The sequence below is a fragment of the Curtobacterium sp. NPDC087082 genome (assembly GCF_044745045.1).
GTDB lineage: Bacteria > Actinomycetota > Actinomycetes > Actinomycetales > Microbacteriaceae > Curtobacterium.
Genome location: NZ_JBIUZN010000002.1, coordinates 466,429 through 486,531 on the forward strand (window position 1 = coordinate 466,429; position 20,103 = coordinate 486,531).

The window sequence follows — 20,103 nt, forward strand, 5'->3', positions numbered from 1 at the left end:
CCCGGGGCGGCGGCGGGGCCCGCCGGGGCTGCCGGCTTTCCCCCCCGCACCCCCCCCGCGCGCGGGGCGCCCCCCCCCCCGCGCCGGCGGGGGGGGGGGGGCCCCGGGCCCCCCCCGCCTCCAGGCCGTCATCCGGTCGCGTCTACCGACCGATGGTCGACATGTCGGGGTAGCGGTCACCCGTCGGCACCGGCAGCGCCGACAGGCGCGCGATCTGGTCCGCGGTCAGGGTGAGGTCGGCTGCGCCGACGTTCTCCTCGAGTCGCGAGACCCGCTTCGTGCCGGGGATCGGCACGACGTCGTCGCCCTGCGCGAGCAGCCACGCCAGCGCCACCTGCGCCGGGGTCCCGCCGGCCTCGGTCGCGATCTCCTTGACGGCGTCGACGATGCGCATGTTCTCGGCGAAGGCCTCCTCCTGGAAACGCGGGTTCGCCAGGCGGAAGTCGTCGGCGTCCAGGTCGGACGGCTTCGTGATCGCTCCCGTCAGGAACCCGCGGCCGAGCGGCGAGTACGGCACGAGGCCGATGCCGAGCTCGCGGAGGGTGTCGAGCACGTCGCCCTCGGGGTCCCGGGTCCACAGCGAGTACTCGCTCTGGAGGGCCGTGATCGGGTGGACCGCGTGGGCCTTCCGGATCGTCGCGGCGCTCGCCTCGGAGAGCCCGATGTGGCGGATCTTGCCCTCCTGCACGAAGCCGGCGAGCTGCCCGATGACGTCCTCGATCGGGACGGCCGGGTCGACGCGGTGCTGGTAGTACAGGTCGATGTGGTCGGTGCCGAGGCGGCGGAGCGAGCCCTCGAGCGCCTCGCGCACGGACTCCGGTGCGGAGCTGATGCCACGGCCCGTGGCGGGCGTCTCCTCGCCGGCGGTGTGCGTGATGAGGCCGAACTTCGTCGCGATGACGACGTCGTCGCGGCGGTCTCCGAGGGCCCGGCGGAGCAGGTCCTCGTTCGTGTAGGGGCCGTACGCCTCGGCGGTGTCGAACAGGGTGACGCCGAGGTCGATCGCGCGGTGGATGGTGCGGATCGACTCGTCGTCGTCGGTGCCGGCGCCCGTGTAGAAGGCGCTCATGCCCATGGTGCCGAGGCCGACGGGTCCGACCTCGAGGTCTGCGAGCTTGCGTGTCTGCATGGGTGCAGGTCTACTCCGGGTCCCTCGGTTGGAGGGAGGCACTGACCGGACCCGTCAGCCGGGAATGCCGGTTCGTGCGGTTCCTCCAAGGTTCCGCGCGTTCGTGGCCCGACCCTGGTGTGATCGGGGCGTGAACCTGTACTTCCGGCTGTTCCTGCTCCAGTTGCGCGTCCGGCTCCGCCCCGCGATCGGCGGACGGCGACCGACGCTCTGGGACGAGGTCCGCACGCCGTTCCGGGTGACCCTGACCGACCTCGACCCGCTGCGGCACGTGAACAACGGGAAGTACCTGTCGATGCTCGACCTCGGGCGGCTCGACCTCATGCTGCGCTCGGGGTTCTGGGGTGCGATCGCCGAGCGCGGCTGGTACCCGGTCGTGTCGGCGCAGACGATCACGTACAAGCGGTCGTTGACGCTCGGGCAGCGGTTCGAGCTCGTGACCCGGGTGCTCGGGATGGACGACCGCGCGGCCTACCTGGAGCAGACGTTCGTCCGCCGCGGGGCCGTGGTGGCACGGGCCGTGGTGCAGGCGCGGTTCCTGCTGCGCACCGGCGGGACGGTGTCCCCGTCGGAGCTGCTCGAGGCCGCGGGCGCGACCGACCGGGACCTGTCGGTGCCGGAGTGGGTGCACGAGTGGGCCGGGGCCATCCGGATCAGCAGCTCGGGTACGCTCGCGGGCACGGGGTCCGAGACCCCGGGACGAGAGGGGACGTCATGACCATCGTGTGGATCGTGATCGGCGTCGCGGTGCTGATCGCCGCCGTCATCACCGTGCTCGAGGTGCAGAACCACCGACGAGCGAAGCGCCTCGCGCACCTCGGACCGGCCGACCCGCGGCTCGGGGCACAGGCGCGAGCGGACGCCGAGGCCGCGCACTCGGTGACCGAAGGGCTGTCGAAGGCCGCGCACCCGGGCGTCACCGGCGCCGGCGGTGGGGTCTCCGGACCGTGACCCGTCCCGCCACCAGGCGAGCGGTGCTCGCCGGGGGAGTCGGACTCGGGATCGCCGGGGTGCTCGCCGCGTGCAGCCGACCGGCGCCGTCCCCGTCCCCGTCCCCGTCGGCCACGAGGACGCCCGGCCCCACGGGGACCCCGACCGCGTCACCGACGCCGGGCGGCCCCGACTCGTGGGACGCCCTCGCCGCCGCGGTCTCCGGACGGCTGCTGCGCTCCGGATCGAACGGGTGGAACAGCGCCCGGCTCGTCGAGAACCCCCGGTACGACGACGCCGACCCGCAGGGCATCCTGCGCGCGGCCGGCACCGCGGACGTCCAGGCCGGGCTGGCCTTCGCCCGGAACACGAACACACCGGTGGCGCTCCGTTCCGGCGGCCACTCGTACACGGGCTGGTCGGCGGGCGGCGCGAGCGGCACCGACGTCCCGCGGTCGCTGGTGATCAGCACGCAGGACCTCGACGGCATCGACGTGCACGACGACGGCACCGTGACGATCGGTCCCGGCGCGCAGCTCGGCGACGTCTACGCCACGCTCGCCGCCGCCGGACGGGCGATCGGCGCCGGGTCCTGCCCCACGGTCGGGATCGGCGGCCTGACGCTCGGCGGCGGGGTCGGTGTGCTCGTCCGCTCCTTCGGGCTGACGTGCGACCAGCTCACCGGTGCGACCGTCGTCACGCCGGACGGCACCGTGCACGAGGTCTCCGCGACCGCCGACCCCGACCTGTTCTGGGCCTGCCGCGGCGGGGGCGGTGGGACCGTCGGCGTCGTGACGGCACTGACGTACCGGACCCAGGCCGCGCCCGGCGTCCTGCTCTTCTCGATCACCTTCGCGTGGTCGGCCGCCGCGGCGGTCGTGCGCGCCTGGCAGGACTGGGCGCCCACCGCCGACCCGGAGCTGTGGTCGACGCTCAAGCTGCTGAACGGGAGCCGGCACACCGCCCCGACGGTCACTGTGACGGGAGTGTGGACGGGTTCGAAGACCGGCGCTGACACCACCGTCGACGGTTTCATCGCCGCCACCGGAGCGAAGCCGCTCGCCCACACCGCGCGGCAGCTCACCTACGGTGCCGCGATGTCCGCGTTGGCGGGGAAGCCACAGCGGGTGTCCGAGGCGGCGACGTCCTCGATCGGATCGGTGAAACTGTCCGACGACCAGATCGACGTGCTCGTCGCCCACGCCGAGGCGGCCGGTGACGTGGCGGGGAACCTCGAGGGCGGGGTCGCGCTCGACGCCCTCGGCGGCGTCGTCTCCGACGTCGGACGGACCGACACCGCGTTCCCGTGGCGGTCGGCGCTCATGACCGTGCAGTACACCGCCGTGTTCGCGGACGGATCGGACCCGGCACCCTTCGACGCCTACGTCCGGGGGTTCCGGAAGGCGATGCGGCCGGCGTGGGGTGACGCGGCGTACGCGAACTACTGCGACGCGGCGATCACGGACCCGGCGGACTACTTCGACGTGAACACCTCGCGGCTGCACCGGATCGCCGAGCAGGTGGACCCGGACGGGGTGCTGGCGCAGCCGAACTGGGTGTGAGCACCGCGCGCATGCGGAATGTTCTGAAACGGCACATCTGGTGTGCTTGTATTCCGTCGTGCGAACCCCCTCCGTCCCGGTCGCGACGACCGCCCGCCGCGTGCTGTCGATCGTGGCGCTGCTCCCGCTCGTCCTGACCACCACCGTCGAACTCCGGTCGGCAGCGCCGTGCGCGGCAGACCCCGCCGACCGGGCGGCCTGGGCGGAGTTCGACCCGCCGTACCGCACCGACGTCGGGACGCCACAGCACGAGGACTGCGCGGTGTACGCCGGCACACCGCTGGACTTCGGCGAGCTCACCGAGCCGCCGACCGTCGAACACGCGGCCGGGTCCGGGCCGGACGACATCGACGTGATCGCGCACTGGTACAACGACTTCGGCCTCGTGGGCGGGTCCGGGTGGAAGGGCTGGTACGACTGGCGGTGGAACTTCCCCACGAACCGCGACGGGGGCGGGACGGATCCGCAGCTCGGCTACGACCCGGCTCGTCACCCGACGCTGGGGTTCTACGAGGGCGACGATCCCCGTGTCCTCGGGTGGATCGCGTACTGGCTGCGGAGCGCCGGCGTCCGAGCGGTGAGCTTCCCCCAGTCGCGCGGCTTCACGACCGACGGCTGGAGCGGGAACGGCCGCGACTGGCTCGAGGCGTACTTCGAGCAGACGCCGAACTCGCGGGCGCTCGACTACGTCCTGCCGATCGGCAGCGTCGGCTCGGCGGCCGAGATCCAGCGCCGGGCCGAACAGCTCGTCACCACCGTGCGTGACCACCCGAACGTGTACGTCTTCGCGGACGACGGCAAGCGCTACGCGACCGTGAACGCGTGGGACCTCGAGTCGCTGCGCGGCGCGTTCGACGGGTACGCGAACCTGAACATGCCGAAGACGCTCGCGTTCCTCCGGTCCCTCGCATCGTCGTTCCGCGACCTCGGGTACGACGGCGTCGCCGTGCTCGGCCGCCACCCCGGCGTCCTCGGGGCACGGTGGGAGCGGTACGTGGGCGACGGCATCCGGATCGTCAACGCGTCCTACGACGGCAACTACGACGACGGCACCGACCACGACACCTACGCCGACTACACGGAACACGTCGAGTACGACGCCGTCCCCGACCTGCAGGAGAACGCCGCGATCGGCACCTTCACGGCGCTCGACACCGCACACCCGCACCCGTCCGGGTACCACTACACCGGGTCGACCCCGCAACTCTTCCGGAAGCAGCTCGACCGAGCCCGCGCCTACGTCGACGAGCACGACCTGCCGCGGGTGATGACGGTGTACAACGTGTCGGAGTGGGCCGAGGGCGGACCCGGCCTCATCCCGAACGTGCGGGACGGGTTCGGGTACCTCGAGGCGCTGCGACGGACGATCGAGGGCGAGCCCGCGACCGTCGAGACGGACCCGCACGGAGTCGCGATCGCGGGGACGTCGGGGAACCGGGATCCGGAGCGCCGCTCCCGGAGGCGCGGCACCGGTCCGGCGCGGCCCCCGGGACGCCGGTGGGCCGCCCTACGATGACCGCATGGACGCGGACGACCTGGTACTCCCCGACGCCGCTGCCTGGCGCGCCTGGCTCGACGCGCACGAGGACGACCCCGACGGCGTGTGGCTCGTCCTCGCGAAGAAGGGCACCACGGAGCCGACGACGCTGACCTACGACCAGGCGCTCGACGAAGCGCTCTGCTCCGGCTGGATCGACGGCCAGAAGCGCGGGCGGGACACCACGACGTTCCGCCAGCGGTTCACCCCGCGGCGCAAGGCGTCGATCTGGTCGCAGCGGAACATCGGACTCGTGGCCACCCTCGAGTCCGCGCGGCGCATGCGCGACCGGGGCCGGGCCGAGGTCGAACGCGCGAAGGGCGACGGCCGGTGGGACCGCGCCTACGCCGGTGCCGCGACGGCCACCGTGCCCGACGACCTGCGGGCAGCGCTCGACGCCGCTCCCGCGGCCGCAGCGCTGTTCGCCGAACTCGACGCCACGAACCGGTACGCCGTGCTCCACCGGATCACGACCGCGCCGAGTGCGACGGCGCGGGCGAACCGGCTCGCGAAGCTCGTCGGCGGGCTCGAGCGGGGCGAGACCCCGTACCCGCGGAAGCCCTGACGGCCCCTGTCGAACCACGAAGACGACGTCGAACCAGGCGCGCGGGCTGGTTCGATGTCGGAGACGTGGTTCGACGCACCGACGGCCGACGCACCCGCGCCGGCGCCCGCGCGCAGCGTCAGCGGCGCAGGCCGACGAGCACGCCCCGGTGGTCGCTGCCGTTCGCGGGCAGGACCTCGGTCGACGTCGTCCCGAGCCCCCGGGTGAACACGTGGTCGATCCGCACGACGGGCAACTGCGCCGGCCAGGTCGCCCCGAACCCGCCGCCCTCGTCGAGCATCCGGGTCAGCGGGAGCATCTCCGGGTCGGCCGCACCGCCGTTGAAGTCCCCGGCGACGACGAGCCGCTCCGATTCGTCGTCGCGGACCGCCTCGGTGAGCGACGCCAGCATCCGCGGCCGACCGTCCTCGCCACCCAGTCGCAGTGAGTCCATGTGCACGACGTACAGCCGAACGTCGCCGACCCCGGTGTCCACCGTCACCCGGAGCGCCCGGGCCCAGCCCAGACCGAGCGTGAGGGGTTCGCCGTCGCGCAGGGTCGTCCGGCTCCACACCCCGATCGACCCGACCCGGTAGTGGTGCGGGTACCGCTCGTCGAGGACGCCCGCGACCGCCGTGCCCGAGGTCTGGGTGAGCTCCTCGAGCGCGATGACGTCCGGGTCACGCGCCGCGATCGACCTCGCGGTGGCGGCCGGGTCGGGGTTGGCGGCCTCGATGTTCTCGGTGACGACCGTCAACTGCGGCGACCCCGAGGTGCCGGGAGCGAGCACGCCGGGCAGGACCGCGACGGCCCACGCGGCGGCGAAGGCGAGGGACAGCACGGCGAGCCGCTTCGACCGGGTGCCGAGTGCCGCACCGGCGACGGGGACGAGCAGGAGCGCGAGCCACGGCAGCAGCGAGCCGATCACGGACCCCGAGCTCCCGAGGACGCCCAGGACGGCGGGGACGAGGAGGACGACGATCCCGGCGAGCAACGCGATCCCGACGACACCGATGACGAACGAGCGGCCGGGACTCCGTCTGCGGGAGCGGAGGGGCACGCCGAGGAGCATAGGAACCGCTTCTGACAGATCCCGGGGGACACCGGTTCACCAGACCTGCAACGAAACAGGCGTAGACCGGGGACATGACCACTGGCACCGACACCACGAACCGTCCGGCCGCCGCCTCCGGCACCTTCCGCATCGGTGGTGACCTCGAGGTCCACCGCCTCGGCTACGGCACCATGCAGCTCACCGGCCCCGGCGTCTGGGGACCCCCGAAGGACCACGACGAGGCGATCCGCGTCCTCAAGCGCGCCGTCGAGCTCGGCGTGGACTTCTTCGACACCGCCGACTCCTACGGCCCCTACGTCGCCGAGGACCTGCTCCGCGAGGCGCTGCACCCCTACGGCGACGACATCGTCATCGCGACGAAGGCCGGCCTCACCCGCACCGGGCCGAACGAGTGGCCGCCGGTCGGCCGCCCGGAGTACCTGCGCCAGGAGGCCGAGATGAGCCTCCGCCGCCTCGGCCTCGAGCGCATCGACCTGTTCCAGCTCCACCGCATCGACCCGAAGGTCCCGCTCGAGGACCAGGTCGGCGAGCTGAAGAAGCTGCAGGACGAGGGCAAGATCCGCCACATCGGCCTGTCCGAGGTGTCGGTCGACGAGGTGCAGGCTGCGCAGGAGATCGCCACGATCGTCTCCGTCCAGAACCTGTACAACCTGCAGAAGCGCGACGCCGAGGAACTCCTCGACTGGTCGACCGAGCAGGGCATCGGCTTCATCCCGTGGTTCCCGCTCGCGACCGGCGGTCTCACCGGCAGCGACTCCCCGCTGACCGAGATCGCCGAGCGCAAGGGCGCCACCCCGGCCCAGCTCGCCCTGGCCTGGCTGCTCAAGCGCTCGCCCGTGGTTCTGCCGATCCCCGGCACGTCGAGCGTCGCCCACCTCGAGGACAACCTCGCGGGCGCGACCGTCGAGCTGACCGACGACGAGTTCGAGGAGCTGTCGAAGCTGGGTCACTGACGCGACACGGTGACGGACTGGAGGCGCGGTGCCAGCTGGCACCGTGCCTCCAGTCCGTCATGGGGTTGCGTTCACATACGCGGTATGTGCATACTCGGTATGTCCAAGGCGGACGGAACGAGGGGGAAGACGTCATGAGCGTACGGATGGGCGTACTCGCGCTGCTGGTGGCCGGGCCCGGCTACGGGTACCAGCTCCGGGGGGAGTTCGAGCACCGGACCGGGGGCAGCTGGCCGCTGAACATCGGCCAGGTCTACACGACGCTCGACCGCCTGGAACGCGACGGCCTCGTGGCCCGCGGTGACGCCGACGACGACGGACACGTCGTCTACACGGCGACCGACGCGGGTCACGAGGAGGTCGCACGCTGGTTCAGCGAGCCGGTCCCGCCGAAGCGCGGTCGTGACGAGCTCGCGATCAAGTTCGCCCTCGCGGTGACGGTGCCCGGCGTCGACGTGCCGCGCCTCGTGCAGGTCCAGCGCGCCGCCGCCGTGCGGAACCTGCAGGACCTGACCCGGCTGAAGCGCTCCTCGGACCCGGCAGACGACCTCGCCTGGTCGCTCGTGCTCGAGTCGATGCTCTTCCAGGCCGAGGCCGACGTCCGCTGGCTCGACCACGTGGAGTCGAGCGTCGCGCGCCACCGACCGTCCCCGACACCGGACTCGACGGTCGCTGCCGAGTCGTCCGACGCCACCGTGCGGAGCGCCCGGTGAACGCCGTCGCCCCGCTCCTCGAGCTCGACGCCGTGAGCGTGCAGTACGGCTCCGGCGCGAAGGCCGTCACCGCCCTCGCCGGCATCGACCTGCGGATCGCCCGCGGTGAGATGGTCGCCGTGATGGGGACCTCGGGCTCGGGCAAGTCGACGCTGCTCGCCTGCGCGGGCACGCTCCTGCCGCCGACCAGCGGCGAGGTCGTCATCGACGGCGACTTCGTGTCCGACCGGCCGGCCAAGGACCTCGCCGCCCTGCGTCGGCGCCTCGTCGGGTTCGTGTTCCAGGACTTCAACCTCATCCCCTCGCTGACCGCGGTCGAGAACGTGGCGCTGCCGCTCGAGCTCGACGGCTGGAAGGCGAGCCGTGCCCGCCGCGCAGCCGAACTCGCGCTCGAGAACGTCGAGCTGGGGCACCGCGCCGACGCCTTCCCGGACGACCTGTCCGGTGGCCAGCAGCAGCGGGTCGCGATCGCGCGCGGGGTCGTCGGCGAGCGCCGGCTGGTCCTCGCCGACGAGCCGACCGGTGCCCTCGACTCGCAGACCGGCGAGGTCGTGCTCCGCATGCTGCGCCGGCACGTCGACTCCGGGGCGGGCGCGCTGCTCGTGACCCACGACGCCCGGCACGCGGCCTGGGCGGACCGGATCGTGTTCCTCCGCGACGGCCGCGTCGTGGACGAGACCGTGTACTCGGGCGTCGAGATGGCGCTCACGGGCCGGACCGCCTCGTGAACGCGCGTCGGCGACGCGCCGACGCCGGAGCCCGCTCGGGGCGTGACCGCCGCACGCCCTTCGCGCTGCGACCGGCGCTCCGGCTGGGCCGTCGGCTGGCGTTCGCGAAGGCCGGGCGGGCGGCGCTGATCGTCGCCCTCATCGGCATCCCGACCGCCGGGTTCGCCGCGGTGTCGGTCGTCGTGCAGTCGACGCAGCCGACCCAGGCGGAGGGCCTCCGGTACGACCTCGGGCACGCGGCAGCGCAGATGCAGGTCGTCGGCCCGGACCTCCCGGGCATGCGGCAGGACCCCGTGCAGTGGCAGTACACCGAGTCCGCGAAGGACAGCCCGGTCGCGAAGTCCGACGGCGAGGCCCGGTTCGCTGACGTCCTCGACCACGTGCCCGCCGGTGCCGTGTCGATCCCGGTCACCTCGGCGCAGATCGTGCTGACCGGGCCGAAGGGGCCGATCGGGATCCAGGCCGTCGAGGGAGCGGTCTGGTCGCGGGTCCTCGACGGGCACTGGCACGTGCTCGACGGCGCCGCACCGACCAGCCGTGACGAGCTCATGGTCACCCCGGCGACGCTCGAGCGACTCGGCGCGTCGATCGGCGACACGGTCGACCTGACCGACCCGGTGACGAAGCGCTTCACGATCACGGGCACCATGCGCGACGCCGCGTCCGACCCGGACGCCCAGGGCGTCTTCGTGCCGTGGGGCACCACGCAGCCGACGACCGGCACGGCCGCTGCGCCGTTCGACGTCACCGTGTACCTGGCCTCGGACGCCCCGACGTGGTCCGAGATCCGCGCGCTCAACGCCCACGGGATCACGGTGCAGTCGCGTCCCGTCGTGCTCGACCCGCCCGACGAGCGGTTGCACGGCGCCGGGCTCAGCAGCCCGATCGGCTGGTTCCTCGGGGCGATGGCGCTGCTCGGCGTCTTCGCGATGTTCGAGGTCGCCCTGCTCGCTGGTGCCGCCTTCCTCGTCGGGACCCGGGCGGACACCCGCTCGTACGCGATCGTCACGAGCGTCGGCGGGGACCGACGCTTCGTCCGGTCGATCGTCGCCGGCTCCGGGCTGGTGCTCGGGCTCACCGGCGCCGTCCTCGGCGTCGCGCTCGGCACCGGGGTCGGCGTGCTCGCGTTCCACCTGGCCGACGACGGCAACGTGGGCTCGTGGCCCGGGCTGCACGTCCCGGTCGGCCTGGTCCTGTCGATCGGTGCCGCCGCCGTCCTCGCGGGGCTCGTGTCGGCGCTCGTCGCGGCCCGTGCGGCCACGCGGATGAACGTCCTCGCCGCGCTGCGCGGCTCGCTGCGGCCCGCGGCGGTGAACCCGCGCGCCGAGCGCCGTCGCCGGATCTGGGCACCGGTGCTCGTCGTCGCGGGCACCGTGATGACCCTGGCGTGCGGTGCCGGCGTGCTGCTCCTCAACGACCGCCCGGTGCAGCAGGACCACCTCGCCTGGATCGTCGGCGCCGGCGTCGCGATCGGCCCGTGCCTCATGCAGCTCGGGGTCGCGATGTCGTCGCCGTGGCTGCTCGCCCTCGTCTCCAGGACCGCGACGCGGCTCGGGCTCTCCGCCCGCATCGCCGCCCGCGACGCCCGGCGCAACCCGGTGCGGACCGTGCCGGTGCTCGCGAGCGTGATGAGCGTCGTGTTCGTGGCCTCGGTGGCGATCACGTGGAGTGCGTCCGAGCACGCGCAGTTCGTCCGCGACTACGAGTACCGCACCGCCGTGGGCGTCGCGACGGCCGACGTCTGGCTCTCGAACGAGGACGGCAGCGACGGCGGCTACGACGCCTCCGTCACGGCGAAGGCGGCGAAGATCGTCTCCGGTGTCCTCGACCACGACCGGGTGCGTGTGCTCGGCGTCGCGCCCGACGTCGCCGGCGACCAGCCGTCGACGCTCTCGCTCCTGCACTCGTGGGGGCGGACGGACTGCCGCGCGAACGACACCACGTCGTGCTCGCGCTACCTGGAGTCGCAGGACACCTCCGCGCCGAAGATCTGGACCGGCACGGTGGACGACTACGCCGTCCTCACCGGACACCGTCCGTCCGCCGAGGTCCGCGACGCGCTCACCTCGGGCCGCGCCGTCGCCCTGTGGCCGGAGTACGCGCACGACGGCCAGGTCCGGATCGACGCGTTCCGCGACCAGACGTCGGACAGCCCCGCGATCACGACCAAGACCCGTCCGGACGCCACGACGACGATCCCCGCGGTGCTCGACGTGCAGACCCCCCGCATCCAGGTCGGCGTCTTCATGACCCGCGAGACCGCCGAGCGGTACCGGGTCCCGGCGGTGGACGGCATGCTCGTCACGGAGCAGTCCGCGGACCTGACCCCCGCACAGTCCGACGAGCTGACCTCGGCGTGGCAGAGCCTCGGCGGCGCGGACCGCGAACGGTGGGGCGGCCCGTACTTCCAGTACGAGGCCGGCCCGGTCGACGCGCAGGGCATCGTCAAGGCGATCGTCCTCGCCCTCGCCGCGGCGGTGACGATCGGCGCGACCGCCGTCGCCATCGGGCTGGCCCGCTCGGACGGCCGACGCGACGACGAGGTCCTCGACGCGGTCGGTGCGGCACCCGTGCTCCGTCGCCGGGTGTCCGCGTGGCAGGCCGCGATCCTGACGACCGTCGGCGCGGTGATCGGCACGCTGCTCGGGCTGCTGCCCATCCGGGCGCTCACCCTCCGCTTCTCGGCGGGACCAGCCGGCACCACGCACCTGCCGTTCGTGGCGGACTGGCCCGTGCTCGCCCTCCTCGGGCTCGGGCTGCCGCTGCTCGTCACCGCGGGGACGTGGGTCTTCGCGGGCCGCCGCCACCGCGTGGCACTGCGACGCACACCGTGACCGGACGTGGCGGGTCCCGGACCCGACCGGGGAGGCCGGCTGGGAACGGCCGCGAAGACCCACAGCCAGCGGCGCGGTTCCCCAGGTCTGGGGACTGGTACGGCAGGCCGATCCGGGGGATACCTGATGTCGTGTCCCGCACCCGTCGTCTCGCCCTCGTCGCGAGCATCGTCACCGCCGCCTGCCTCGTCGCCGGCGGATCCCTCGTCGTCGGCACGGCCGTCGTGTCGGCGAGCACCGCCGCAGCCGAGCGCGCCCCGTCCGTGGGTCGCGCCTCCGCCGCGCCGGTCGAACGTGCGGACACCCGAGCCGCAGCCGGCGGAACAGCTGTCCGTGCCGCCACACCGGACGACGCCGTGACCGGGGCGCTCGGCTCCGGCGACCGGTCCGGCGCGGTCACCTTCGCGTACGCGGGCGACTCCATCACGGCACGGCCGGACTCCTGGCTCCACGACCTCGTGCCGGACACCCGGTTCCACGCCGTCGGCGGCTACGCGCACAGCGGGTACCGGTCCGACGAGGTCCTCCACGAGATCGGCCCCGTGCCGGACGCGGACGTCCTCGTCGTCGAGCTCGGCACGAACGACGTGAACCAGGCGATCCCGACCGCGACGACGATCGCGAACGTGGACGCCGTCGTCCGGAAGGTCGGTGCGCGGCACGTCCTCGTCGTCTCCGGCCCGCCGTCGAACTGGACCTGGAGCCAGTGGGGCGCCGACCGCCGCGCGGGACAGCTCGTCCTCAGCCGGGCGCTGGAGCGCGACGCGGCGGAGCACGGCTGGTCGTACGTCGACCCGTTCGCCGGGTTCCGGCAGGCGGACGGGGCCTGGGTCCGGGGCGCGTCGGCGGACGGCATCCACGGCGACGCGGCGACGAACGTCGTCGTCGCGCGCGTGATGGCGACGGCGATCACGCGAGCCGCGCGCTGATCGAGACGCGACCAGGGTCGGACAGGAGGGGCGGGGCGGCCCTCCTCCCTCGCAGGCTCGGTCGGCGCGCCCCGCGCAACGCTTCGCGTTGCCGCTGAGCGGGGCGCGCTCCCGTCCGTCAGTGGGTCACTCGGGCAGCGGCTCGGCGTACGTCCGGAACGCACCGCGCTCGGTGTGGATCGCCCACAGGCGGTCCGCGATCGACGCACCGGAGTGCTCGGGCTGCCCGTCGTCGATGCCGAACGGGATGATGAGCTGGCCGACGTGGACGTCCTCGTCACGGACCGCGTCGTGCAGCAGCTGCGCGTAGGCGCTCTCGCCCGCGAACGCCACGGACGTGCCGGTGACCCGAGCACCCGGGCGCACCGCGCTGCCGCCGTTCACGAACAGGATCGTGCCGTGCCCGATCGCGCGCATGCCGGGCAGCACCTGGCGGACGGCGTTGACCGAGCCGTAGACCGAGAACTCGATCGGGCCGACCAGGTCCTCCGCCGTGGTCTCGAGCACCGGGCGCATGTACTCCTTGGCGGGCAGCGGGCTGTACTGCAGCACCTCGATCGGCCCGAGCTGCTCGGTCGCACGCTCGAGGGCGCCGCGGAGGGAGTCCCCGTCGCGGACGTTCGCGGCGAAGCCGGCGGCGGTGTACCCGTGCTCCCGGAGGCCGGCGGCGAGGGAGTCCAGGCGGTCCTGGTTGCGGGAGAGCAGGGCGATCGAGAAGCCCTCGCGGGCGAAGCGCTCGGCGACGGCGAGGCCGAGGCCCTTGCCGGCTCCGACGATGGCGATGGTGGTCATGAGGTGGTCCTTCCGTGGGGCGTGGACCCGACCGTAGGCCGCTCCGCGCACCCGAGGGAGGGGATGCCAGGGCCACCCAGGGGATTCCCGACCGCCGCGTGTGCAATCGACCCACGACCCGGGAGGACCACCGTGCACACCACCGCTCGCACCCGCCGCACCCTGTCCGCCCTCGGCGCCTTCGCCGCCGCGGCCCTCGTCCTCGCAGCCTGCACCGACGACGACGCCCGCACGCTCGAGGGTCGGGCGACCGCCACGAGCAGCCCCTCGTCGAGCGCCACGACCCCCGCGGCGAGCGCCACCGGACAGCTCGAGCCCGGGGGCGAGACGACCGACATCGCCACCGGACTGGACGCCCCGTGGTCGGTGGTCCGCACCGGTGACGGCGGCGACGCCCTGATCAGCGAGCGGGACTCGGCGACGGTGCTCGAACTGACCGGCGCCGGGAAGACGCGCGAGGTCGGCACGATCGCGGGCGTCCGGCACGGCGGTGAGGGCGGTCTGCTCGGACTCGCGCTGCACGAGGGCGACCTGTTCGTGTACTCGACGGGCGACGACGGCAACCGCATCCAGCGCTACGACCTGTCCGGGAGCGCCGGGTCCTACGCGCTCGGGGACGCCACGACCGTGATCGACGGGCTGCCGTCGAACAGCTTCCACAACGGCGGGCGGATCGCGTTCGGCCCGGACGGCATGCTCTACGCGAGCGTCGGCGACGCCGGTACCGGTTCGGACGCGCAGGACCGGGACTCGCTCGCGGGGAAGATCCTGCGGCTGACCCCGGACGGCCAGGTCCCCGGCGGCAACCCGTTCCCCGGGTCCCCGGTGTGGAGCCTCGGGCACCGGAACGTGCAGGGCATGGGGTGGACGGCCGACGGCACGATGTTCGCGTCGGAGTTCGGGCAGGACACCTGGGACGAGCTCAACGTCATCGAGAAGGGGAGGGACTACGGCTGGCCTGAGGTCGAGGGCACCGGCGGCACGAGCAAGGGCTTCGTCGACCCCGTGCAGCAGTGGGCCACCGACGATGCCTCGCCGAGCGGCCTGGCGGTGATCGACGACACCGTGTTCATCGCGAACCTCCAGGGCGAGGTCGTCAGGGCTGTGCCGGCCGACGCCCCCTCGACGTCGACCGAGTACTTCGCGGGGGACTTCGGCCGCATCCGCACGGTGCTCGAGGGTCCCGAGGGTGCCCTGTGGTTCGTCACGAACAACACCGACGGGCGTGGCGACCCGACGGACGGCGACGACCGGATCGTGTCGGTGCCGCTCGCGACGAGCTGAGCCCGAGCGACGGACCCGGGTCGCGTCAGGCCTCCGGGATCACCCGTTCGAAGCGGCTCGTGTCGGTCCCGTCCGGGTCCGGCCCGCCGCGACGACCGGTGTCGAGGGCGTCGAGCGCTGCGAGCTCGTCGTCGGAGAGCACGAAGTCGAACACGTCGAAGTTTTCGGCGATGCGCCCGGGGTTCGTGGACTTCGGGATCGCGTTGCGGCCCTGCTGCACGTGCCACCGGAGCATCACCTGCGCCGGGGTCTTGCCGTGCGCCTCGCCGATGGCCCGGATCGTCGGGTCGTCGAGCACGCTGACCCGCTCGTCGCCCCAACCCGGGTAGAAGGTGATGCCACCGATCGGCGACCACGCCTGGTCGAGGATGCCGTGCTCGGCGTCGGCGCGCTGCACGTCCGGCTGCGTGAAGTACGGGTGCAGCTCGACCTGGTTGAGCGCCGGGATCACGTCCGTGGCGTCCAGGAGCGACCGGAGGTGGTGCGGCATGAAGTTGCTCACGCCGATCGCGCCGACACGGCCCTCGGCGTACAGCCGCTCGAGCGCCCGGTACGCCGCGATGGTCCGCTCGAAGCGGTCGGGTGCGGGCTGGTGCAGGATCAGGACGTCGACGTGGTCGAAGCCGAGCTTGCCGGTCGCCTTGTCGAACGCGTGCAGGGTCTCGTCGAGGCCGTAGTCGGAGACCCAGATCTTCGTCTCGACGACGATCTCGTCGCGGTCGACACCCGAGGCGCGGATGCCCTCGCCGACCTCGCGCTCGTTGCCGTACGCGGCGGCGGTGTCGATGTGGCGGTACCCGGTCTCGAGCGCGGTGCGCACGGCGTCGACCGTCTCGGCCGGCGCGCTCTGGAAGACGCCGAACCCGATCGCGGGGATCTCGAGTCCGTTGTTGAGGGTGAGTGTGTCCATGTCCACGACGCTACGACCGCCCGGACCGACCTGACGGGTACCAGCAGCCCCTGCTCCGACCCGTCGATCGGACCTACCGTGGAGGACATGGACACGAGAGACGAAGTCCGCGACTTCCTCCGCACCCGCCGCGAGCGCGTCACGCCGCAGCAGGTCGGGCTGCCCGACTTCGGCGGCGCGCGACGGGTGAAGGGCCTTCGCCGCGAGGAACTCGCCCTCATCGCGGGCATGAGCGTCGACTACTACATCCGCCTCGAGCGCGGGAACCTCACCGGGGTGTCCGAGAGCGTCCTCGGATCCCTGTCCCGGGCGCTCCGGCTCGACGACGCCGAGAACGCGCACCTGTTCGACCTCGCCCGTGCGCAGAACGCCTCGGCGACGACGCGTCGGAAGACCCCGACGTCGAAGGTCCGGCCGAACGTGCAGCGGGTGCTCGACTCGATGACCGCTCCCGCGTGGGTGCGGAACGGCCGGTCGGACTTCCTGGCCGGCAACGCTCTCGCCCGTGCGGTCTACGCACCGCTCTTCCTCGACCCGTCCGGTACCCCGAACACCGCGCGCTTCGCCTTCCTCGACCCCCGTGGTCGCGAGTTCTGGCGCGACTGGGACAGCGTGACCGGGGACATGGTCGCCGTGCTCCGTGCCGAAGCGGCCCGGTCCCCGTACGACCGCGGGCTGACGGACCTCATCGGGGAGCTCTCCACCCGCAGCGAGGAGTTCCGCCAGCGCTGGGCCGCGCACGACGTGATGCGGCACCGGTCCGGCACGAAGCACGTGCACCACCCCGAGGTCGGCGACCTCGACCTGACGTACGAGACGATGGAGCTCGTCACGGACACCGGGCTGACGCTCATCGTCTACGGCGCGGAGCCCGGCTCGCCGTCCGAGGAGCGCCTGCAGCTCCTCGCCAACCTCGCGGCGACCACGGTCGCCGCCGTCCCGGAGACGGAGGACGCATGAGCGAGACCGACTCGATCCGGACCACCCGCCCCGCGGAGCCGCTGACGTTCCTCGAGCGGGTCCGGTTCCGCCTGCGTGCCGAGCGCGAGATCGAAGAACTCACGCGCGACCGTGCGCGCGAGGACCGCATCCGCGCCGAGGCGGCCGTCCGACTCGCACCGGGGCCGTGGCACCTCGCGGAGCTCTTCCGGCGGCGTCCGTGACCGCCGGTGCGGGGATGACGCCCGCGCGCACGCTGCTGTTCGCGGTGGCCGGGGGCGCGGCCGTCGGCAACCTCTACTGGGCGCAGCCGCTCCTCGACGACATCGCGTCCTCGCTCGGGACGTCCGCCGCGGTCGCCGGGCTGCTCGTCACGCTCACCCAGGTCGGGTACGCGCTGGGCATCCTGCTCGTGGTGCCGCTCGGCGACGTGCTCGACCGACGACGCCTGATCCCCGGGGTGCTCGTCGCGTCCGCGGTCGCGCTGCTGTTCGCCGCCGTGGCCCCGTCGTTCGCCGTGCTCCTCGTGGCGCTCGCGCTCGTCGGCCTCACCACCGTCGCCGGGCAGCTGCTCGTCCCGCTGGCCGGGGACCTCGCCGACCCCTCGTCCCGCGGTCGGGTGGTGGGGACGATCGCCTCCGGGGTCCTCACCGGCATCCTCGTGTCTCGGACGGTCAGCGGGCTCGTCGCGGACGCGTTCGGCTGGCGCGCGATCTACGTCGTCGCCGCCGTCGCGGCCCTGCTGTTCGCCGTGCTGCTCCGGCGGGCGATCCCCGAGCTCGACCGGCGCGATCGGGTGCGGTACCCCACGCTCATCGCCTCGGTGTTCCGTGCCGTCGCCGCGCACCGGGCCGTGCGTGTGACCCTCGTCATCAGCTCCGCGATGTTCGCCGTCTTCACGATGTTCTGGACCGCGCTGACGTTCCTGCTCAGCGCCGAGCCGTTCGGGTACTCCACGAGCGCGATCGGGCTCGTCGGCCTGGCCGGGCTCGCCGGGGCGGTCGCCGCGCAGCGGGTCGGTCGGCTGCACGACCGCGGGGTGTCCGTGCCCGTGACCGGTGCGGCGATCGCCGTCGTGCTCGTCTCACTCGTGGTCGCGGGCCTCGGAGCGCGGTCGATCGTGGTCGTCCTCGTCGCGGTCGTCCTGCTGGACGTCGGTGTGCAGGCGACGAACGTCCTCAACCAGACCCGGCTCTTCGCGATCGACCCGGCGGCGCGCAGCCGACTCAACACCGCGTTCGTCACCGCGAACTTCATCGGCGGGGCGATCGGCTCGGCACTCGCCTCGGTGCTGTGGAACGCCGGCGGGTGGACCGCGGTCACGGTGGGCGGAGCGGTCCTGGTCGGGTTCGCCCTGACGGTCTGGGCGGTCCACCGCCGCCGCGGGCTGGTGGTCACCGCCCGCGCCTGACCTCAGATCGCGAGCTCGACGTCGTGTCCGTTGACCGTCACGATGATCCGGGGGTTCTGTGCCCCCGCCGCGGTGATGTAGCTCCGGAGTGTCGAGAGGAGCATGTCCTCCCGACGCTCCATCTGGGACACCGCGCCCTGGCTGATCCCCAGTTCGTGTGCGATCTCGACCTGGGTCCGCTTGCCGGCTTCCCGCACCATCGCGAGGCTCATGGCGTGGATCCGGTCGAGCTCGTCCGCCTCCGTCTCGAGCGCCGCCACGGCGTCGGCCATGCCGGGGCGGTCGAGCATCCGCTCGAGTCGGTCGTTGCCGTGCACGAAGTCCTTCTCGCCCATCATGCTTCCTTCGTCTCGTCGACCCACCGGTCGATCAGTCGGTCGGCTCGGACGCCGACCGTGTCGTAGAACACGTCACCCATCGCGGCCTTGTCGCCGGAGAACAGCGCGATGACGACACGGTCCGTGTCCGGCGGGAACCAGCAGATCAACCGGAGCGCGATCCCCTGGACGTACGGGTGCGACACCCGCCAGACGACGTGCTCCTTCGACTGCCGGACCCGCTTGATCACTGCGGTGTCGTGCGTCGGCGCTGCATCCAGGTCCCGCAGCCGCTTGAGCATGAACGTGAGCAACTCGAGCCGCCGCCGACCCCGTTCGGTGGTGTCGGCTTCGAGACGGTCGAGCTGAGCGTTGAACTCTCGAGGCCAGTCGATCTGCATGCAGCGCACATTAGCCAAGGCTGATATTAGCCGCAACTGATCACAGGCGCAAGCACAACCTCAGACGACGAGGGGGCCCGCGACGTCCACCTCGCCGTGCTCCACCAGCCAGCGGAACGCGTCGAGGACCGTCGCCTCGGCCGTCCAGGCGGGCTCGTAGCCGAGCAGCCGCCGCGGCTTCTCGGTGCTGAACACCTGGCTGCGCGACAGGTGCTCCCAGCTCGCACCGGCGTGCTCCGGAACCGTGGTCTCGCGGAACCGGTCCTACGAGACGGGCTCGAGCCGCGCCTCCTGGCCGAACCACGACGCGACCAGGTGCGCGTACCCGCGTGCCGTGAGCGCCGTCGGAGCCGTGACGAAGAAGTCCTCGCCGGCCGCGGCGTCCCGGTGCTCGACCGCGAGCTGGAAGGCCTGCGCGACGTCGTCGGCGTGCACGTGCGCCATCGTCTCGGCACCGAGGCCGGGGACCTCGACGGGCTCGCCGGCGGACAGCTTCGTCCACACCGTCGGGTCGAGGTTGCCGAGCGGACCGATGGGCATCCAGCCCGGTCCGCTGATGTGGCCGGGGTGCAACGAGGTCGTCACCAAACCCCCTTCGGCAGTTTCACGCTTGAGCATCCGGGCGATCGCGTCCTTCTGCACGCCGTAGTCGCCGAACGGCTCGGTCGCGTTCTCCTCGGTGACGGGCAGCACGTGCGAGACCCCGGCACGCCAGATCGACCCGCAGTGCACGAGGTGGGTGCCGCTCCCGCGGAGAGCCGTGACGAGGGCGTCGGCCGACGACATCGTGAAGCAGACGAGGTCGACGACGGCGTCGGCACGGAGTGCGGCGATCCGGTCGCCGAACGTGCCGTCGCGGTCCTCCTGCTCGCGGTCGGCGGTGACCCGTTCGACCTGCTGCCACTCGGGGGAGTCGGCGTACGGGGTGCTGCTGCCGCGGGTGACGGTCACGACGTCGTGACCGGCGCGGACGAGACGGGGGACGAGGAACGTGCCGATGTGGCCGGTGGCTCCGATGACGACGATGCGCATGCCGGTCACGCTAGGCGCACGCGACTGGGCGTGGCAGGCCCGGACGGAACCCCTGTGACGGACGGGAGGGACGGTGCGGGCTG

22 protein-coding genes are annotated in these 20,103 nt (G+C 72.9%); 14 read left to right on the top strand and 8 right to left on the bottom strand.

The window, feature by feature from the left end:
* Positions 1 to 142: 142 nt before the first annotated feature.
* Positions 143 to 1,129, bottom strand: coding sequence for an aldo/keto reductase (locus ACIPEP_RS07585; RefSeq protein WP_071294180.1), 987 nt, complete (start codon positions 1,127 to 1,129; stop codon positions 143 to 145).
* 130 nt (positions 1,130 to 1,259) lie between these two features.
* Here ACIPEP_RS07585 and ACIPEP_RS07590 point away from each other — a divergent pair, with 130 nt between their 5' ends.
* From ACIPEP_RS07590 to ACIPEP_RS07610, 5 genes are read left to right on the top strand one after another with little or no spacing between them, the layout of a single operon-like run.
* A complete protein-coding gene (locus ACIPEP_RS07590; RefSeq protein ID WP_402716905.1) occupies positions 1,260 to 1,847 on the top strand; it encodes an acyl-CoA thioesterase in 588 nt (195 codons plus the stop codon).
* Positions 1,844 to 2,080 carry a hypothetical protein gene (locus ACIPEP_RS07595; RefSeq protein WP_070417548.1) on the top strand — a complete coding sequence of 79 codons (237 nt, stop codon included), beginning with the start codon at positions 1,844 to 1,846 and terminating at the stop codon, positions 2,078 to 2,080. Before ACIPEP_RS07590 ends, ACIPEP_RS07595 begins: the two co-directional genes overlap by 4 nt.
* On the top strand, positions 2,077 to 3,621 hold the full coding sequence (locus ACIPEP_RS07600) for an FAD-binding oxidoreductase (RefSeq protein ID WP_402716906.1): 1,545 nt from the start codon (positions 2,077 to 2,079) through the stop codon (positions 3,619 to 3,621). The genes ACIPEP_RS07595 and ACIPEP_RS07600 overlap by 4 nt, the downstream gene beginning before the upstream one ends.
* Before the next feature lie 58 nt (positions 3,622 to 3,679).
* Positions 3,680 to 5,137 (top strand): hypothetical protein, encoded by a 1,458-nt coding sequence (locus tag ACIPEP_RS07605; RefSeq protein WP_402716907.1) that lies wholly within the window; start codon positions 3,680 to 3,682, stop codon positions 5,135 to 5,137.
* Between the two features lie 4 nt (positions 5,138 to 5,141).
* Complete coding sequence (locus ACIPEP_RS07610) at positions 5,142 to 5,723, top strand: YdeI family protein (protein ID WP_402716908.1); 582 nt, start codon at positions 5,142 to 5,144, stop codon at positions 5,721 to 5,723.
* A 118-nt stretch (positions 5,724 to 5,841) separates the two neighbouring features.
* Here ACIPEP_RS07610 and ACIPEP_RS07615 read toward each other — a convergent pair whose 3' ends face one another.
* Positions 5,842 to 6,762, bottom strand: a complete 921-nt coding sequence (locus ACIPEP_RS07615; protein ID WP_175475650.1) for an endonuclease/exonuclease/phosphatase family protein — start codon at positions 6,760 to 6,762, stop codon at positions 5,842 to 5,844.
* 86 nt (positions 6,763 to 6,848) lie between these two features.
* On the opposite strand from ACIPEP_RS07615, the gene ACIPEP_RS07620 reads away from it, so the two are divergent.
* From ACIPEP_RS07620 to ACIPEP_RS07640, 5 genes are all read left to right on the top strand, one after another.
* A complete protein-coding gene (locus tag ACIPEP_RS07620; RefSeq protein WP_402716909.1) occupies positions 6,849 to 7,730 on the top strand; it encodes an aldo/keto reductase in 882 nt (293 codons plus the stop codon).
* Positions 7,731 to 7,864: 134 nt separating this feature from the next.
* Entirely contained in the window at positions 7,865 to 8,443 is a 579-nt protein-coding gene (locus ACIPEP_RS07625) for a PadR family transcriptional regulator (RefSeq protein ID WP_309777544.1), read from the top strand.
* Positions 8,440 to 9,171 (top strand): ABC transporter ATP-binding protein, encoded by a 732-nt coding sequence (locus tag ACIPEP_RS07630; protein ID WP_402716910.1) that lies wholly within the window; start codon positions 8,440 to 8,442, stop codon positions 9,169 to 9,171. Before ACIPEP_RS07625 ends, ACIPEP_RS07630 begins: the two co-directional genes overlap by 4 nt.
* Positions 9,168 to 12,005: an ABC transporter permease gene (locus ACIPEP_RS07635; protein WP_402716911.1), complete on the top strand. Its 2,838-nt coding sequence runs from the start codon at positions 9,168 to 9,170 to the stop codon at positions 12,003 to 12,005. The genes ACIPEP_RS07630 and ACIPEP_RS07635 overlap by 4 nt, the downstream gene beginning before the upstream one ends.
* 131 nt (positions 12,006 to 12,136) lie before the next feature.
* Positions 12,137 to 12,934, top strand: a complete 798-nt coding sequence (locus tag ACIPEP_RS07640) for an SGNH/GDSL hydrolase family protein (protein WP_070417540.1) — start codon at positions 12,137 to 12,139, stop codon at positions 12,932 to 12,934.
* A gap of 126 nt (positions 12,935 to 13,060) precedes the next feature.
* Here ACIPEP_RS07640 and ACIPEP_RS07645 read toward each other — a convergent pair whose 3' ends face one another.
* Complete coding sequence (locus ACIPEP_RS07645) at positions 13,061 to 13,726, bottom strand: SDR family oxidoreductase (RefSeq protein ID WP_070417539.1); 666 nt, start codon at positions 13,724 to 13,726, stop codon at positions 13,061 to 13,063.
* 132 nt (positions 13,727 to 13,858) lie between these two features.
* On the opposite strand from ACIPEP_RS07645, the gene ACIPEP_RS07650 reads away from it, so the two are divergent.
* Positions 13,859 to 15,010, top strand: coding sequence for a PQQ-dependent sugar dehydrogenase (locus ACIPEP_RS07650; RefSeq protein WP_402716912.1), 1,152 nt, complete (start codon positions 13,859 to 13,861; stop codon positions 15,008 to 15,010).
* Between the two features lie 25 nt (positions 15,011 to 15,035).
* On the opposite strand, the gene ACIPEP_RS07655 is transcribed toward ACIPEP_RS07650, so the two are convergent.
* A complete protein-coding gene (locus ACIPEP_RS07655; protein WP_070419328.1) occupies positions 15,036 to 15,920 on the bottom strand; it encodes an aldo/keto reductase in 885 nt (294 codons plus the stop codon).
* An 87-nt stretch (positions 15,921 to 16,007) separates the two neighbouring features.
* Between ACIPEP_RS07655 and ACIPEP_RS07660 the strand changes: the two genes are divergently transcribed.
* Genes ACIPEP_RS07660 through ACIPEP_RS07670 form a run of 3 tightly spaced genes read left to right on the top strand, consistent with a single transcriptional unit; the run spans position 16,008 to position 18,270 of the window.
* Positions 16,008 to 16,880, top strand: coding sequence for a helix-turn-helix domain-containing protein (locus tag ACIPEP_RS07660; protein WP_402716913.1), 873 nt, complete (start codon positions 16,008 to 16,010; stop codon positions 16,878 to 16,880).
* Positions 16,877 to 17,083 carry a hypothetical protein gene (locus ACIPEP_RS07665; RefSeq protein WP_071294192.1) on the top strand — a complete coding sequence of 69 codons (207 nt, stop codon included), beginning with the start codon at positions 16,877 to 16,879 and terminating at the stop codon, positions 17,081 to 17,083. The genes ACIPEP_RS07660 and ACIPEP_RS07665 overlap by 4 nt, the downstream gene beginning before the upstream one ends.
* A gap of 14 nt (positions 17,084 to 17,097) precedes the next feature.
* Positions 17,098 to 18,270 (top strand): MFS transporter, encoded by a 1,173-nt coding sequence (locus ACIPEP_RS07670; protein ID WP_402716914.1) that lies wholly within the window; start codon positions 17,098 to 17,100, stop codon positions 18,268 to 18,270.
* A 2-nt stretch (positions 18,271 to 18,272) separates the two neighbouring features.
* On the opposite strand, the gene ACIPEP_RS07675 is transcribed toward ACIPEP_RS07670, so the two are convergent.
* The 4 genes from ACIPEP_RS07675 to ACIPEP_RS07690 all read right to left on the bottom strand — a co-directional run bounded on the left by ACIPEP_RS07675 (position 18,273) and on the right by ACIPEP_RS07690 (position 20,020).
* Positions 18,273 to 18,608 (bottom strand): sigma factor-like helix-turn-helix DNA-binding protein, encoded by a 336-nt coding sequence (locus tag ACIPEP_RS07675; RefSeq protein ID WP_402716915.1) that lies wholly within the window; start codon positions 18,606 to 18,608, stop codon positions 18,273 to 18,275.
* Positions 18,605 to 18,988, bottom strand: a complete 384-nt coding sequence (locus ACIPEP_RS07680; RefSeq protein WP_402716916.1) for a hypothetical protein — start codon at positions 18,986 to 18,988, stop codon at positions 18,605 to 18,607. Before ACIPEP_RS07680 ends, ACIPEP_RS07675 begins: the two co-directional genes overlap by 4 nt.
* 60 nt (positions 18,989 to 19,048) lie before the next feature.
* Complete coding sequence (locus ACIPEP_RS07685) at positions 19,049 to 19,183, bottom strand: hypothetical protein (protein WP_402716917.1); 135 nt, start codon at positions 19,181 to 19,183, stop codon at positions 19,049 to 19,051.
* Between the two features lie 69 nt (positions 19,184 to 19,252).
* Positions 19,253 to 20,020: an NAD-dependent epimerase/dehydratase family protein gene (locus tag ACIPEP_RS07690; protein WP_402716918.1), complete on the bottom strand. Its 768-nt coding sequence runs from the start codon at positions 20,018 to 20,020 to the stop codon at positions 19,253 to 19,255.
* Between the last annotated feature and the right edge of the window lie 83 nt (positions 20,021 to 20,103).